Source organism: Kingella sp. (in: b-proteobacteria) (assembly GCF_030527935.1).
In the GTDB taxonomy this organism is placed as follows: Bacteria; Pseudomonadota; Gammaproteobacteria; order Burkholderiales; family Neisseriaceae; genus Kingella_B.
Genome location: NZ_JAUMZV010000016.1, coordinates 13,702 through 27,207, shown reverse-complemented (window position 1 = coordinate 27,207; position 13,506 = coordinate 13,702). Strand labels below are relative to the sequence as shown.

The window sequence follows — 13,506 nt, the reverse complement described above, 5'->3', positions numbered from 1 at the left end:
AAGGCAGCTTGAAAACAGGTTTGGCAATATTGCTTTCGCTTCGCTAAAACCCGCTTTACTCGTTTTCAGGCTGCCTTATTGTTGATTATTGCTTCAACGCCGTTATCACATCGTCTTTTACGCGTTCAACCGCTTGCGTGCCATCCACCTTAATATAACGCGGCGCGTGTTCGCCTGTTAATTGGCTGTAAAAGCCCACCAAAACTTCGGTTTGCTCGTGATACACCGCAAGGCGTTTTTTTACCGTTTCTTCTTTGTCATCATCGCGTTGCACCAAATCTTCGCCTGTTTCGTTATCCTTGCCAGCCACTTTGGGCGGATTGTATTTCACATGATAAGTGCGCCCTGATGGCAAATGCACACGTCGCCCGCTCATGCGCTCCACAATCGCCGCATCGGGCACATCAATTTCCACCACTGCGTCCAAATCCACCCCCGCTGCCACCATCGCCTCGGCTTGTGCCAACGTGCGCGGAAAGCCGTCAAACAAAAAGCCGTTTTGGCAATCGTTTTGCGCGATGCGCTCTTTCACCATGCCGATGATGATGTCATCGTGCACCAAGCCGCCCGCATCCATGATTTTTTTCGCTTCCAAGCCCAAAGGCGTGCCCGCTTTAATCGCCGCGCGCAGCATATCACCCGTAGAAATTTGCGGAATGTTAAATTCGCGTGTGATGAATTGTGCTTGTGTGCCTTTGCCTGCGCCCGGTGCGCCCAGTAGTAAAACTTTCATGTGTTTGCTTTCGTTAACAAGAGTGGGAAAAACACATAATAATAGGTTTTCAGGCTGCCTAAAAGGGGCGGGGGTGTGCTGTTGCGTTAAGTTGTGGTAAGTAAGCTATATTCTGGGCGGTTTAACGCAGTTCTACTTGGCAGAAACAGGGATAAAAGGCTATCATAACGTTTTAAGAATTGTTAAGAATCTGTATTCACTATTGGCATAGGCAGATTTGATGACATAAAAGCGTGGATACAAGGCAAAAAGCGCAGCAAGGTTGGACACCTTGCGAGCATTTTTAACGCAGTAGCCGCGTTTTTAGGGCATAAAAGATGCCTATGCCAATAGTGAATACAGGTTCTACGCTTTGTATCAGTCCGTTTGCGGGCGTTCGCACGGATAGGGAGATGAATTTTGAAAACGAATACAAAAATGATTGCCGCATCGCTGTCGCTAATCACATCATTTAGCGCAGTAGCGGGCATGGGCGGCGTGAACGTGCAATCCAATCTGGGCGAACCTTTTTCAGGCAGCATCGTGGTAACAGGGCAAGAAGCCCAAGCGGTATTGCAAAACGGCGCAAGCGTGTCAGGTAGCGGCATCAGCGGCTCTGTTGCCCCGCATGGCGATGGCAATGCTATTATTCGTCTCCGTTCCAATTCTGCCGTAAACGACCCCATTTTGACTTTCACTGTTCGCGCGGGCAATCAAACTCGCCAATATACCGCCATGATAAATCCTTCGCACTATCGCCCTAATCTTTCACAGGCGCATTCTAATCGCGGCACGCGCAAAGCGGTTGAACTGAAACCACAGCAACAACGTCGCGTTATTGAAAGCGATGATATTGAAATTCAACAAGAAACAGCCGAAGTTGCACCACGCGCAGAAAGAACACACGCCGCTAGCCCGCGCTACCATCGTGTGCATTCAGGCGAAAGTTTGGCTTCCATCGCCGCGCGTTATCGCCCGCATGGCATGAGCGTACAACGCGCCATGCGTGCCTTGATGGCAGCCAACCCACGCGCATTCCGCAATGGCAGAATGTATCGCAATGTAACGCTGTATATCCCCACCGCATCGCAATTCCATGCCTACGCCAAATCAGCGCAGCGCAAACATCAATCGCCACGCATTTCGCGCGGCGCAGCCATTGTTGCCCCCGCCGTAACCGAAAATACAGCACCTGATGCAGTTGAAACCACACCAAGCAAAGTGGTTACACCGCCGCCTGTAAAAGGTAAGTCTGTTAAACTTGTTGAACCCGTTAAACCCCAAGCAGAAGACAAGCCTGCTGCGGAAAAACCTGCGGTAGAAAAACCCATAGCAGAAAAACCTGTCAAAGAAGAACCAGCCAAACCAGTAGAGCCTGCGAAACCAGAAGCGTCTAAACCTGCGCTTGAAGAAAATAAACCAGCTAAACCCGAAGCATCGCCTGTGGAAGATATGCAGCCTGAAAAACCTGCTGTGGCTTCTGACAGCCAAGCAGCTTCGGTTGAAACCGCATCGGTTGCAACACCGCCTGCTGCGGAAGAAAAACCCGAACCGCAACAACCCGAGCCACAACCCACACCGCCAGCAGAAGAGCCTGCTGCGGAAGAAGGCTTGGATTGGACGTTGATTGGCGGCGGCGTGGCTGGCGCAGCCGTAGTAGGCTTGGGCGCGGCTTACTTGTTGGGTCGCCGCAAAAAATCGCGTGCTGATTCGTTTGATGACGACAGCGCAGCAGCCAGCGATGATGAATTTGACGGCAGCGATATTCAATTTGATGGCACAGCCAGCCCAGAGACCGACGATTGGATGCTGGATGCCAACGTGGAAAAAGCCGATGAAGTCGGTGATGATTTCTTTGACTTGCCGCCTGATGACACCGTTGCTGCGCCTGCCGCTTCCAGCCAATCATTTGATTTGGACAGCTTTGAACCCGAGCCATTTGATGATACTTCGGACGAATGGGCGGTATCCGATGAAGCAGAAACTGAAACGCCCCACGCCAATCCCTTGCTGGTAGCAGAAAATGCTACATCGTTTGACGCGAACGATTGGCAAGTGGACGACATCGTTTCTATTGAGCCAGCAGACGAAACGCCTGCGGTATCGCCCAGCAGCCATAGTTCGTTTGCTGCCGATGATTTCATTATTGATGACACGCCCATTGGGCAGCCTGAAACGGCAGTCAGCGCGGATGACGATTTCTTGTCGTTTGACGATTCATCAGATGACATCATTCCCGCGCCTGCCGAAGAAGCATCGTTTGATTTGGAAGCGTTTAACAATGCGTTGCCCGATATTGTGGACACGCCTGCCTCCGCAGCAACCGCATCCAGCGATGATTTCTTAGATTTTGATGCCAGCGATATTGTTGCGCCTGCCGCAGCCACCGCCGCCGTTGCCGCTGCTGCTTCTCATGTGGCAACGCCCGATGTTGCGTTGGATGATTTCTCGCTGGATACGCCTGCGGCATCGTCTGATTTTGATTTGGATGTGCCTGCGGTTGCGGAAGTTGCGCCTACGCTGGATGCGCCCGAAGTGCCTGAATTTGCGGCTGATTTGGATGCGCCTGCGATTGCTGAGCCTGCGAGGGAATTTACCGCGCCCGAAGTGGCATTGGATGATTTCAGCGTGGATGCGCCCGCTTTGGATGCACCTGTTGCCGAAACGCCAGCGGTTGATAATGCTATGGATTTTGCCTTAGACGACTTTGCGGTTGAAACGCCCGCTGCGCCTGCGGCAGAGATGGCATTGGATGATGGTTTGGATTTCGCGCTGGCGGATGAGCCTGTGGCAGAGCCTGCTGCGGTTGATTTTGGTTTGGACGATGCGTTTAATACGCCTGCGGCTGATTTTGCAGCGCAAACGCCAACATTTGAACCTGTTGAGCAGCCATTTGCTGATTTGTCGCTGGAGGAGCCTGCCGTAGCTGCGCCATCATTGGACGATTTGTCGTTTGATGAGCCTGCTGCGCCTGTGGCAGAGCCTGCGGTTGGTTTTGCCGATGATGCCTTGTTTGACCAACCTGCATCTGCGCCATCGTTTGATGATTTGGCGTTTGACGAGCCTGCCGCGCCTGCGCCCGAGCAAGCGGTGGACGATTTGTCTTCTTGGGATATGGCAGAATTGTCTGAAACGCCCAATAACGATGCGGGCTTTGTTTCCGAAGCGGTGGGCTTAACCGAGCCTTTGGAAGCGAAACTGGAATTGGCAAAAATGTATTTGGAAATTGATGATGCCGTGGCGGCGCGCGAAACCTTGCGTGAGCTGGTTACGGAATCCAATGGCGATATTCAAGCGCAAGCGCAGCAATTGCTGGATGAATTGGGTGGCTAATTGCTGTTGAGATGAAAAACACCGTTATGTTTACAGGCATAGCGGTGTTTTTTTGTGGCGAGTGGATAGGGCAGCCTGAAAACGGTTGATGCGGTTTCAGGCAGAAGCCTTTGCAAAACTCCAATGGCAGCCTGAAACCTAAAATGGAGCGGCGGCTCGCCGCCAACACTTCAAACATTACATGACTGATTTGCCAAGATGTTGGTGAGCCACCGACGCTCCATTGGTTACAGGTTTTGCAAAGGTTTCAGGCTGCCTAAACGCGGGCGGGATAGTTGTTGAGCAGCCTGAAACTGTCCCCGCGCTGCTACGGCTTGCTGGCAAGCCGTGTTTTGGTTTTTAGAAATGGTTGGATGCCGTTTCAGGCTGCATTCGTTTTCAGGCTGCCTATTGGATGGGTGATTGGGCGACGAGCCGTTGCCGTTCCATTTTGGTTTTCAGGCTGCCTAAACTCAGGTGGGGGAATATTAGGCAGCCTGAAAACAAGATTAAGCCCTGCGTTAGCCTTGTGCGCAGAAAAGGCGGAATGTAAATCCGCCTGTTTGCATGGGTCGGTGGGCATTGCATTAGGGCAAAATCAAAACGGCTTCGGCTTCCACCAATGCGCCGCGCGGTAAGGATGCTACGCCGACGGCGGCGCGGGCGGGGTAGGGCGCGGCGAAATATTGTTCCATCACGGTGTTGAAGGTGGCGAAGTGGGATAAATCGGTCAGGTAGGCGTTGAGCTTGACGATGTGGTTCAGGCTGCCGCCTGCGGCTTCGCACACGGCGCGTAGGTTTTTGAAGACTTGGTGGGCTTGGGCTTCAAAGTCGTCGCCTGCAAGCTGCATGGTTTCGGGGACAAGGGGGATTTGTCCGCTTAAATAGACGGTGTTGCCTGCGCGGATGGCTTGGCTGTATGCGCCGATGGCGGCGGGGGCTTGGTTGGTGTGGATAACGGTTTTGGTCATGATAAAGTCCTTGGTTAGGGGTGGGGAATGGTTTTCAGGCTGCATTGGTAGCGGGCACGGTTATCCATAGGCAGCCTGAAAAGCCGAAAACGCATAGCGAACGATAAAGCAAGCGGGTAAAGGTAAACATAGTTTCAGGCTGCCTTTTTCCGTGTGATGACGGGCAGCCCTGTGGCTTGGGCGATGCGCTGGGCGGTGTAGGCAGTGTTTTCGTTGGCGACAAACTGGTTGGGCTTGCCTGCTGCGCCACTCAGCCAGACTTGGTTGTGTTCTTGCAGGATGCCGATGAAGTCTTGCGCGGGGGCGGTGGCTTCGGTGTGCCAGCGCAGGTAGGGGTCTAGCGTGCGCCATTCGAAGGTGTCGCGGTCGGCAAGGTAGCGGAAATGGCGTGTGTCTTGGGCGGTTTGCCAAGTGCTCCACAGGATAAGGCTGGCGGCAAAGAGTGTTATCAACGCGGCGGGCAGGTCGTTTAGGTTGAACGCTAGGACGAATAGCGCGCTGATGATGGTGGCGGCGAACCAGAGCGTGCGCGAGAAGCCTGTGGTTTGCATGGAGCGGCGGGCGGCGGTGGGGTCGCGCGGGGGAATGCTGCGGGCGGTTGTGACGGGTTGCTGGTTTTGTGTGCGGGGGTTGCGCCATCGCGTGTAGCTTTGTAGGCAGCCTGAAAAGGCATACAGCCCAAGAATGCCTGCGACTGCCCATACGGGTGGGCGAAGCCATTTTTCGTTGGCAAACTGGGGCGCGTAGTGCAAGGCGGCGATGGCGGCGGCGATAACGATGCCCGCCCAAATTAGGTGCAGGATAAACACCCGCGGCGGATTGCTGGGGGCTGGGGCGGCCTGAAACTGCTCTGGGGCGGTGGGCTGCTCGCTCAAATCGGCTTGGCGCAGCACGCAGGGGATGATGGGGAGATGGGTTTGCTGGGCGATGCGCTGCTGTGCTTGCTGCATGGCTTGGAAGCCTGTTTCGCGGTCGGGGCGGAAGGTGGCAAGGGTGTAAAGGCTGGGATGGGGGCTAGGGATGGTGGTTTCCAGCCAGATGCGGGCGGTGAGCGGGATGCCGTTTTGATAGATTTGCTCGGCGGCGATGCCTGCGATGTGGTGTTTGGCAAGGGTGTGCTGCACTTGCCAGCGGGTGCGCTGCCATTGGCAGTATTCAAAAATTTGGCTGTGCGACTGGTAACGCCATGTGGTTTGCTGGGCGAAGTATTGGCGGTTGGCGAGCCATGCGGCGGCAGGGCAGGCAATCAGCAGGGCGACGCGGGGCAGCCATGCGAACCAAGGTGGCGCGGCAAATAGCTGGGCGATGCTGTTGATGGCGATAAGCAGCCAAACGGCGGCAAGGCTGGCGAAGATGGGGATGATGGGCGGCGTGTTCAGATAGATGGGGCGGGACATGATGGGTGTTGGGTGGGGTAGGGCAGCCTGAAAAACGGTTTCTCCCGTTTTCAGGCTGCCTATATTGCCTTTGTTCACATAATACTAACCATGCAACGCTCGCTTATCCGCCGCCAATGCCGCTTCGTGCAACACTTCCGATAACGTGGGGTGCGCGTGGATAATCCGCGCGATGTCTTCGCTGCTGGCTTTAAATTCCAGCGCGGCAACGGCTTCGGCGATGAGTTCGCTGGTCATCGCACCAATCATGTGCACGCCCAAAATGCGGTCGGTTTGCGCGTCTGCCAACACTTTTATCGTGCCTTTGGCTTTGCCCAAGCCCAAGGCGCGTCCGTTTGCGCCAAAGCCCGATGTGCCTTTTTTGTAGGCGATGCCTGCGGCTTGCAACTGCTCTTCGGTTGTGCCCACCCACGCGATTTCGGGGTCGGTGTAGATGATAAAGGGCACGTTGCCCAAATCCACGTGCGGTTTTTGCCCTGCGATGCGCTCGGCAACTGCCACGCCTTCTTCGCTGGCTTTGTGCGCCAACATCGGGCCGCGCACCACGTCGCCAATCGCCCACACATTCGGCAAATTGGTGCGACATTCATCGTCCACCGCAATAAAACCGCGCTCGTCTATCGCCAAGCCCACGTTTTCCGCGCCCAAGCCTTGCGTAACAGGCACGCGCCCGATGGCAACAATCAGCTTGTCAAACTGCGCGGTGTGTTGCTTGCCCACCACTTCGTATGCCACCGAAACGCCGTCTTTGTATTCGGTGATTTGATGGAGCTTCATGCCCAAATCAATCGCCAGCCCTTGCTCTTTGGTGAAATATTTAAACGCTTCTTTGGCGATTTGCTGGTCGGCAGCGGGCAAGAAAGCGGGCGCGGCTTCCAAAATATGCACGTCCGCGCCCAAGCGTTTCCACACCGAGCCCAGCTCCAAACCAATCACGCCCGCGCCAATCACGCCCAATTTTTTGGGCACTGCGGTCAAGTTCAACGCGCCTTCGTTGTCCAACACGTTCACATTGCTGATTTTTGCTAAATTGGGCAATCCGCGCGGTGCAGAGCCTGTGGCGATGATAACGTGCTTGGCGGCGATTTGCGCGCCGTTGTCTACATTCAGCAGCCAGTCATCGCCTTGTTTGCCCGCAAACGAAGCGCGCCCGAAAACGCTTTCAATTTTGTTTTTTTGGAACAAAAATTTAATCCCGCCTGTGAGCTTGTTCACAATGGCATCTTTGCGTTCAATCATTTTGGCGGCATCTATTTTCAGGCTGCCTGAAAACGAAATACCGTGTTCGGCAAAATCGTGTTGCGCGGCGTGAAAATGCTCGGACGATTGCAGCAAGGCTTTGGATGGAATGCAGCCCACGTTCAGGCAAGTGCCGCCCAGCGCGGGGGCATCGCCCGCTTTATTTTTGCCCGCGTCAATGCACACGGTTTTGAAGCCCAGTTGCGCGGCGCGAATGGCGGCAATGTAGCCCCCCGGCCCTGCGCCGATAACAGCAACGTCAAATGATTGAGACATGGTTTTTCTCCTATGGGAACAATGGTTTGTCGTGTGGTTGGCCAGCCTGAAAAATCCTGTAAAGTTAGGCTTTCAGGCTGCCTAACTATGTGAAATTGTGTTAAATTACACTTGGCTGCTTTAGCCGTCAAGCTGTAAGGAGAACGAAATGTTTGGCGCGTTGATTCTGTTAATTTTCGGTAAGCTGCAAGACACATTTCAGGAAACTTCGCGCACATGGCAATGGGCGTTGGCTTATGGCGTGATTATGTTTTTGTTGAGCGGTGGCGCATCGCTGCTGGGGATGATTATTGGCGGAGTGATTACAGGGCTTTATGCGTGGGGCTACTTTAAGCTGCTGCGCAATCTGGCAGATAATTTGATGCTGTGGCTGCTGGTGTTTTTGGCGGGGCCTGTATTCCCCTTTGTGCTGTTTGCGATATTGCTGAACGCGGCGGATAAGGCAGCCTGAAAACGCGCGCAGCCACGATAGCCCGCTATCAGCCATCTGCCGTTTCAGGCTGCCTATGCGGCGCATGGTTCACACTTATCATCTTGTTTAAAAGGAGAAATCATGAAAATTACCACCCAATGGTTAAGCAATAAAACTTTTGTATCCGCCAACGAATACGGCAACAGCATTGTGATGGATGGCACGCCTGCGGCAGAAGGCTGGAAGCGCGGGGCAAGCCCGTTGGAAGTGATGCTGATGGGGATGTCGGGCTGCACCAGCGTGGATGTAGCCAGCGCGTTGCGCACGCAGGCGGGCTTTGTGGATTGCATTGTGAGCGTGGAAGCGGAACGCGCAGCAACTGCGCCCAAGGTGTTCACGCAAATTCATGTGCATTACAAGGTCATCGGGCGCGGTTTGGACGCGGTGCAAGTGGGTAAAATCATCGCCGATTCGTTGGCGCACGATTGCTCGGCGTGTGTGATGATGAGCAAAATCGCGCCGATTACGCACAGCGTGGAAGTGGTGGAAGCCTAATGCCAACGCGTTAAGGCAGCCTGAAACGCAGGGATGCTTATCGTAACCCCATCAAAAAAGGAAAAAATCATGGCTCTTTGGACTTATTGGCTGATTGCCGCCGTGGCTGTTTTTATGTTGGAGCTGTTTAGCGGCACGGTGTATTTGCTGGTGTTATCCGCCGCATTGGCAGGCGCGTGGCTAACCGCGTGGCTGTTCAACGCCAGCGCGGTGGCGAGTATGCTGGTGGCGGCATTTTTATCGGCGGTGGGCACGCTATACGTTTACCGTTTGCGCGGCAAATCGCCGAAAAACAAAGCCTTGCAGCAACACAACGATTTGGACATCGGCAGCGTGGTGCAAATTGAGCAGCCGCTATCAGGCGGCGCATGGCGCGTGTTTTATCGCGGCACCACATGGGAAGCCCGCGCCGCCCGTCCGCACGCGCATTTTCAAATGGGCGACAACGCCCGCATCTGCGGCAAAGATGGGATTACGTTGTTGATTGAACCTTTGGCGTAATCAGCGTAAATATATTTTCAGGCTGCCTATGGGCATTGAAACAGGGCTTAAAGGTAGCCTGAAAATCATGTAAACCGCCCCCAATCCCCCAACCCAACCCAAGAAAGGAAATCTGATTGATGCTTACCACACTCTCGCTCCCCATTATTATCCTTGTTGCCCTGATTATCATCGGCTTCAAAGCGTTTAAAGTTGTGCCGCAGCAAGAAGCGCAAATCGTTGAACGGCTGGGTAAATACCACGCCACGCTCGCCCCTGGGTTAAGCATTCTTGTGCCCTTTCTTGACCGCGTTGCCTACCGCCATTCGCTCAAAGAGATTCCGCTGGACGTGCCCAGCCAAGTCTGCATCACGCGCGACAACACCCAGCTCACGGTGGACGGCATTTTGTATTTCCAAGTAACCGACCCCGAACGCGCGTCTTACGGTTCAAGCAACTACATTCTCGCCATCACCCAGCTTGCCCAAACCACGCTGCGCTCCGTGATTGGGCGCATGGAATTGGACAAAACCTTTGAAGAGCGCGACGACATCAACCGCACCGTGGTTGCCGCGCTAGACGAAGCCGCCGTATCGTGGGGCGTGAAAGTCTTGCGCTACGAAATCAAAGATTTAGTGCCGCCGCAAGAAATCCTGCGCTCCATGCAAGCGCAAATCACCGCCGAGCGCGAAAAACGCGCCCGCATCGCCCAATCCGAAGGCTTAAAAATTGAGCAAATCAACTTAGCAACGGGCGAGCGCGAAGCTGAAATCAAAAAATCCGAGGGCGAAGCGCAAGCCGCGATGAACGCTTCCGAAGGCGAAAAAGTGGCACAGATTAACCGCGCCGAGGGTGAAGCCCAAGCCTTGCGCCTTGTTGCCCAAGCCAGCGCGGATGCCATCCGCACCGTTGCCGCCGCCATCCAAGAACCGGGGGGCGACGAAGCCGTGAAGCTGAAAGTGGCGGAGCAATATGTAGAAGCGTTTGCCAAGCTCGCCAAAGAAAGCAACACCGTGATTATGCCCGCCAACGTGGCAGACTTGGGCGGCTTGATTTCGGCAGGGTTGAGCATTGTAAAAGGGCAATCGCCGGCCAAATAAGCCCCAATAGGCAGCCTGAAAACGCAAAAGGATGGAGTGTTCCGCCCTTTTTTAGCGGGCAAAACAAGGCGGTTTACACCTTAAATATATACGATAACCGCGCCATGCATTCCGCCTAACATTTCAGGCTGCCTTTTATGGCTGATATTTCAATGCGTTATCTTGCAAACCAACCGCACGTGCCACGGTCATCTTTACAGTCATCAATTCCCGCAAAGAAACGTTTAATTGTTTAAAGTAGGCTGACAGCACCATTTTGCCTTGTTAGACTGCCCGCACTTGACCTTGATTGGGAGTAATTCTCATCAAGGTCAAGTGTTTTTGAAAACTCATATTAAGGATGTACTTATGAAAAAAGTTCTCGCACTCTTAGCCATTACCACTTCTTTTGCCGCCGTTGCCTCGCCTGTTGCTAAGCACGCAGGCAAAGCCGCACACAAAGGCGCGCACGCCGCAGTAGAAAAAGCGCAAGGCAAGGCTGCGAAAGGTAAATCCGTAGCCAAAGACGCGCCACAAACCATGGAAACTGCGCCCGCCGCCGTAGCCCCCGCGCCGCAACAAGCCACGCCCGCAGTAGAAAAAACCGCACCGCAAGCCCCAGCGGCGCACTAATCTCTCTATAAAAAACAGCCAAGGCAATGCGCTTTGGCTGTTTTTGTTGATGGTGGCACACGTTTTCAGGCTTCCCCATCGCGCTGCCACAACGTTTTCTTGGCAAAGACCAGCTTGTTATCGGTAAATTCAACCGTTGCCAAGCGCAATGCCCACGCATCGCTTTTCATCGCAAGCGCAGAAGGATGCACCTTGTAAAACAACGATTTGGCGCGTTCGCCCGCCGCATCATCGGCAAGTAACACCGCTTGCGCGGTAAACTGAATGCCGCTGATTTTGGCGATGCTGTGCGGCTGCCCCGCAATCGTGCCCGCCACGTTCGGCTGCGCTGCCATGTTCGCGCCGTGTTGCGTGGTGCGCGAAGTGAAACACAATCAGCTGCGCGTTCTCTGCGTCAAATACATAAAAACAACACGCGCTCCACAAGCCCTGTTGCGACGAAGTGGCAATGCTTACCACATGATTTTCGCTGAAAAACTGCGCCATATTTTGCGGAATGGGCTGCATGATTTTGTCCTTTCTATTGGTTTGCCTTTTTCAGGCTGCCTGCGCCTTGCATGAATTAGGCAGCCTGAAAACGTGTTTACGGCGCAATAGGGTTCGCGCAAAAGATGCTGCGGCATCAGCCCGCGCCCCTTGCCGCCGTTGCCTTTCAAAAGATGCAGATTTTACGCTTCTTTTGCGTTACACTCGCCCCCTTTTACGTTTTCAGGCTGCCTATGATTACCCAACTCACCCCGCAACAAGCCCAAACCCTTTTGCAACAACGCCCCGACACGCTGTTGCTGGATGTGCGCGAAGAACACGAAACGCAAATCTGCCAAATCGCAGGTAGCACGCACATCCCGATGAACCTGATTCCCCTGCGCCAGAACGAATTGTCCGATGGCGTGGCGATTATTGTGTATTGCCACCACGGCTTGCGCAGCCTGAACGTTGCCCGTTTTTTGCAACACGCGGGCTTTGAGGAGCTGTATAACTTGGCGGGCGGCATAGAAGCATGGGCGCAGCAGATTGCGCCTGATATGGCAAGGTATTGATGAGGCAGGGTGTGGCAATCTAAACTTGCGACCCAAACCCAAGGCAGCCTGAAAACGGTTTTGTTGCGCGAAAGCGTGTAAACTGTTTTCAGGCTGCCTTGTTGGCTTGATGTAGGCAAAAAAATACGCTCGTTTTGCAACGAGCGCGAAATCTACAAAGGAGAAAATAGAGGAGAAATATCCAACCGCAATGTGCGACTGAATGGGGCGTATTATGTATTTTTATTTCACGGCTGTCAAATCAATAATGGCGCAAATTGTGCTGAATTCTGCTTAATTTTTTTTGATATACAGCATTTTATGCTTTTTGTTGTGGCGGTTGGTGTTGTGTAGGCGTATATCAACATTCGTGGATGTTTGTTTTGTGTATTTATCCAACATAGGCAGCCTGAAAATAGGCAAAGTTCAAACTGAAATTTTTGCAAAACCTGCAACTGATGGAGTGTCAGCGGCTCGACGACATCTTGCTAACCAACAAAATCATGTTGAATAACCATTTGGCGACGAGCCGTCGCCGCTTCATTTTAGGTTTCAGGCTGCCTATTTCTTCTGCCACGCGCGTTTCACGATATGCAGCCAGTCTTTCCAATCCAGCGTGGGACGATGTTGGAATACATCGTATTGATTGGCAGCGATTTTTTCCAAAATGCGATTGCCGCCAAGAATAATCATGCGGATTTCAAAGCCGATGCGCCCTGTGAGTGCTTTGCCCAGCGGGGCGCCTGCGTGCAGGATTTTTTGCGTTTTGTCGCATTGGTGGGCGATGAGTTGGCGCAATGGCGGGGTGATTTTGCCTTGTGCGATGTCTTCTTCGCGCACTTGGAATTTGGCTAGGTCGTCTTGCGGCAGGTAAACGCGGTTTTTTTGCCAATCTAGGGCGATGTCTTGCCAAAAGTTGATGAGTTGCAAAGCGGTGCAAATGCCGTCGCTTTGGGCGATGTGATAGGGGTCGGTTGTGCCGTTGAGATGGAGCATGATGCGCCCGATGGGGTTGGCGGAACGGCGGGCGTAGTCAATCAGCTCGGCGAAGTTTTGATAGCGCGTTTTTTCGGTGTCTTGCTGAAAGGCGGAGAGCAGGTCGTAGAAGGGTTTGAGCGGCAGGGCGAATGGGGCGATGGCTTCGCGGTGCAGCCGATGCATCAGCGGGGTTTGCGCGGCTTGGTTGTCGGCGATGCGGTCTAGCTCGGCTTTGAGCGCGGCAAGTTGGGCTTGGCGTTCGGCAGGGGGGGCGGTGCCTTCATCGGCGATGTCATCGACGGTGCGGGCAAAGGCGTAAACGGCGTGGATGGGGCGGCGCAGGCGGCTCGGCAGCAGGATGGAGCCGACGGGGAAGTTTTCGTAGTGGTTGGGTATGGTCATGGTTGGGTTTCGTGTTGGGGGTTTTCAGGCTGCCTTTGCAA

At 53.9% G+C, this 13,506-nt stretch carries 14 protein-coding genes; 8 read left to right on the top strand and 6 right to left on the bottom strand.

The features are described from left to right. Positions 1-85 precede the first annotated feature (85 nt). Positions 86-733, bottom strand: coding sequence for an adenylate kinase (adk, locus tag Q4A85_RS06605; protein ID WP_303108758.1), 648 nt, complete (start codon positions 731-733; stop codon positions 86-88). A 399-nt stretch (positions 734-1,132) separates the two neighbouring features. Here adk and Q4A85_RS06600 point away from each other — a divergent pair, with 399 nt between their 5' ends. Together Q4A85_RS06600 and Q4A85_RS06595 are read left to right on the top strand one after the other, a co-directional pair. Then, on the top strand, positions 1,133-4,045 hold the full coding sequence (locus Q4A85_RS06600; protein WP_303108757.1) for a FimV/HubP family polar landmark protein: 2,913 nt from the start codon (positions 1,133-1,135) through the stop codon (positions 4,043-4,045). A gap of 278 nt (positions 4,046-4,323) precedes the next feature. Then, positions 4,324-4,662, top strand: coding sequence for a hypothetical protein (locus Q4A85_RS06595; RefSeq protein ID WP_303108756.1), 339 nt, complete (start codon positions 4,324-4,326; stop codon positions 4,660-4,662). On the opposite strand, the gene Q4A85_RS06590 is transcribed toward Q4A85_RS06595, so the two are convergent. The 3 genes from Q4A85_RS06590 to lpdA all read right to left on the bottom strand — a co-directional run bounded on the left by Q4A85_RS06590 (position 4,612) and on the right by lpdA (position 7,907). After that, the gene (locus Q4A85_RS06590; protein WP_303108755.1) at positions 4,612-4,995 is read right to left on the bottom strand and encodes a RidA family protein; all 384 of its coding nucleotides are present in this window, start codon (positions 4,993-4,995) and stop codon (positions 4,612-4,614) included. The two genes, Q4A85_RS06595 and Q4A85_RS06590, sit on opposite strands and share 51 nt — an antisense overlap. Before the next feature lie 134 nt (positions 4,996-5,129). Beyond that, the gene (locus tag Q4A85_RS06585; RefSeq protein WP_303108753.1) at positions 5,130-6,470 is read right to left on the bottom strand and encodes a hypothetical protein; all 1,341 of its coding nucleotides are present in this window, start codon (positions 6,468-6,470) and stop codon (positions 5,130-5,132) included. A 6-nt stretch (positions 6,471-6,476) separates the two neighbouring features. Then, positions 6,477-7,907 carry a dihydrolipoyl dehydrogenase gene (lpdA, locus tag Q4A85_RS06580; RefSeq protein WP_303108751.1) on the bottom strand — a complete coding sequence of 477 codons (1,431 nt, stop codon included), beginning with the start codon at positions 7,905-7,907 and terminating at the stop codon, positions 6,477-6,479. Positions 7,908-8,055: 148 nt separating this feature from the next. Here lpdA and Q4A85_RS06575 point away from each other — a divergent pair, with 148 nt between their 5' ends. From Q4A85_RS06575 to Q4A85_RS06555, 5 genes are all read left to right on the top strand, one after another. Then, a complete protein-coding gene (locus Q4A85_RS06575; protein ID WP_303108749.1) occupies positions 8,056-8,358 on the top strand; it encodes a hypothetical protein in 303 nt (100 codons plus the stop codon). 102 nt (positions 8,359-8,460) lie between these two features. After that, positions 8,461-8,874, top strand: coding sequence for an OsmC family protein (locus tag Q4A85_RS06570; RefSeq protein ID WP_303108747.1), 414 nt, complete (start codon positions 8,461-8,463; stop codon positions 8,872-8,874). 69 nt (positions 8,875-8,943) lie between these two features. After that, positions 8,944-9,375 (top strand): NfeD family protein, encoded by a 432-nt coding sequence (locus tag Q4A85_RS06565; protein WP_303108745.1) that lies wholly within the window; start codon positions 8,944-8,946, stop codon positions 9,373-9,375. A 119-nt stretch (positions 9,376-9,494) separates the two neighbouring features. After that, positions 9,495-10,454 carry an SPFH domain-containing protein gene (locus Q4A85_RS06560; RefSeq protein WP_303108729.1) on the top strand — a complete coding sequence of 320 codons (960 nt, stop codon included), beginning with the start codon at positions 9,495-9,497 and terminating at the stop codon, positions 10,452-10,454. Between the two features lie 348 nt (positions 10,455-10,802). Beyond that, positions 10,803-11,066: a hypothetical protein gene (locus Q4A85_RS06555; RefSeq protein ID WP_303108727.1), complete on the top strand. Its 264-nt coding sequence runs from the start codon at positions 10,803-10,805 to the stop codon at positions 11,064-11,066. A 65-nt stretch (positions 11,067-11,131) separates the two neighbouring features. Here Q4A85_RS06555 and Q4A85_RS06550 read toward each other — a convergent pair whose 3' ends face one another. After that, entirely contained in the window at positions 11,132-11,440 is a 309-nt protein-coding gene (locus tag Q4A85_RS06550; protein ID WP_303108725.1) for a hypothetical protein, read from the bottom strand. Between the two features lie 345 nt (positions 11,441-11,785). Here Q4A85_RS06550 and Q4A85_RS06545 point away from each other — a divergent pair, with 345 nt between their 5' ends. Further along, positions 11,786-12,106 (top strand): rhodanese-like domain-containing protein, encoded by a 321-nt coding sequence (locus Q4A85_RS06545; protein WP_303108801.1) that lies wholly within the window; start codon positions 11,786-11,788, stop codon positions 12,104-12,106. Positions 12,107-12,646: 540 nt separating this feature from the next. Here Q4A85_RS06545 and hpnC read toward each other — a convergent pair. Then, entirely contained in the window at positions 12,647-13,465 is an 819-nt protein-coding gene (gene hpnC, locus Q4A85_RS06540) for a squalene synthase HpnC (protein WP_303108723.1), read from the bottom strand. Positions 13,466-13,506 lie beyond the last annotated feature (41 nt).

What these genes read in the sequence shown, in the direction of transcription:
- adk (WP_303108758.1), bottom strand. Translation starts at nt 733, where the DNA reads ATGAAAGTTTTACTACTGGGCGCACCGGGCGCAGGCAAAGGCACACAA.
- Q4A85_RS06590 (WP_303108755.1), bottom strand. Translation starts at nt 4,995, where the DNA reads ATGACCAAAACCGTTATCCACACCAACCAAGCCCCCGCCGCCATCGGC.
- lpdA (WP_303108751.1), bottom strand. Translation starts at nt 7,907, where the DNA reads ATGTCTCAATCATTTGACGTTGCTGTTATCGGCGCAGGGCCGGGGGGC.
- Q4A85_RS06575 (WP_303108749.1), top strand. Translation starts at nt 8,056, where the DNA reads ATGTTTGGCGCGTTGATTCTGTTAATTTTCGGTAAGCTGCAAGACACA.
- Q4A85_RS06570 (WP_303108747.1), top strand. Translation starts at nt 8,461, where the DNA reads ATGAAAATTACCACCCAATGGTTAAGCAATAAAACTTTTGTATCCGCC.
- Q4A85_RS06565 (WP_303108745.1), top strand. Translation starts at nt 8,944, where the DNA reads ATGGCTCTTTGGACTTATTGGCTGATTGCCGCCGTGGCTGTTTTTATG.
- Q4A85_RS06560 (WP_303108729.1), top strand. Translation starts at nt 9,495, where the DNA reads ATGCTTACCACACTCTCGCTCCCCATTATTATCCTTGTTGCCCTGATT.
- Q4A85_RS06555 (WP_303108727.1), top strand. Translation starts at nt 10,803, where the DNA reads ATGAAAAAAGTTCTCGCACTCTTAGCCATTACCACTTCTTTTGCCGCC.
- Q4A85_RS06545 (WP_303108801.1), top strand. Translation starts at nt 11,786, where the DNA reads ATGATTACCCAACTCACCCCGCAACAAGCCCAAACCCTTTTGCAACAA.
- hpnC (WP_303108723.1), bottom strand. Translation starts at nt 13,465, where the DNA reads ATGACCATACCCAACCACTACGAAAACTTCCCCGTCGGCTCCATCCTG.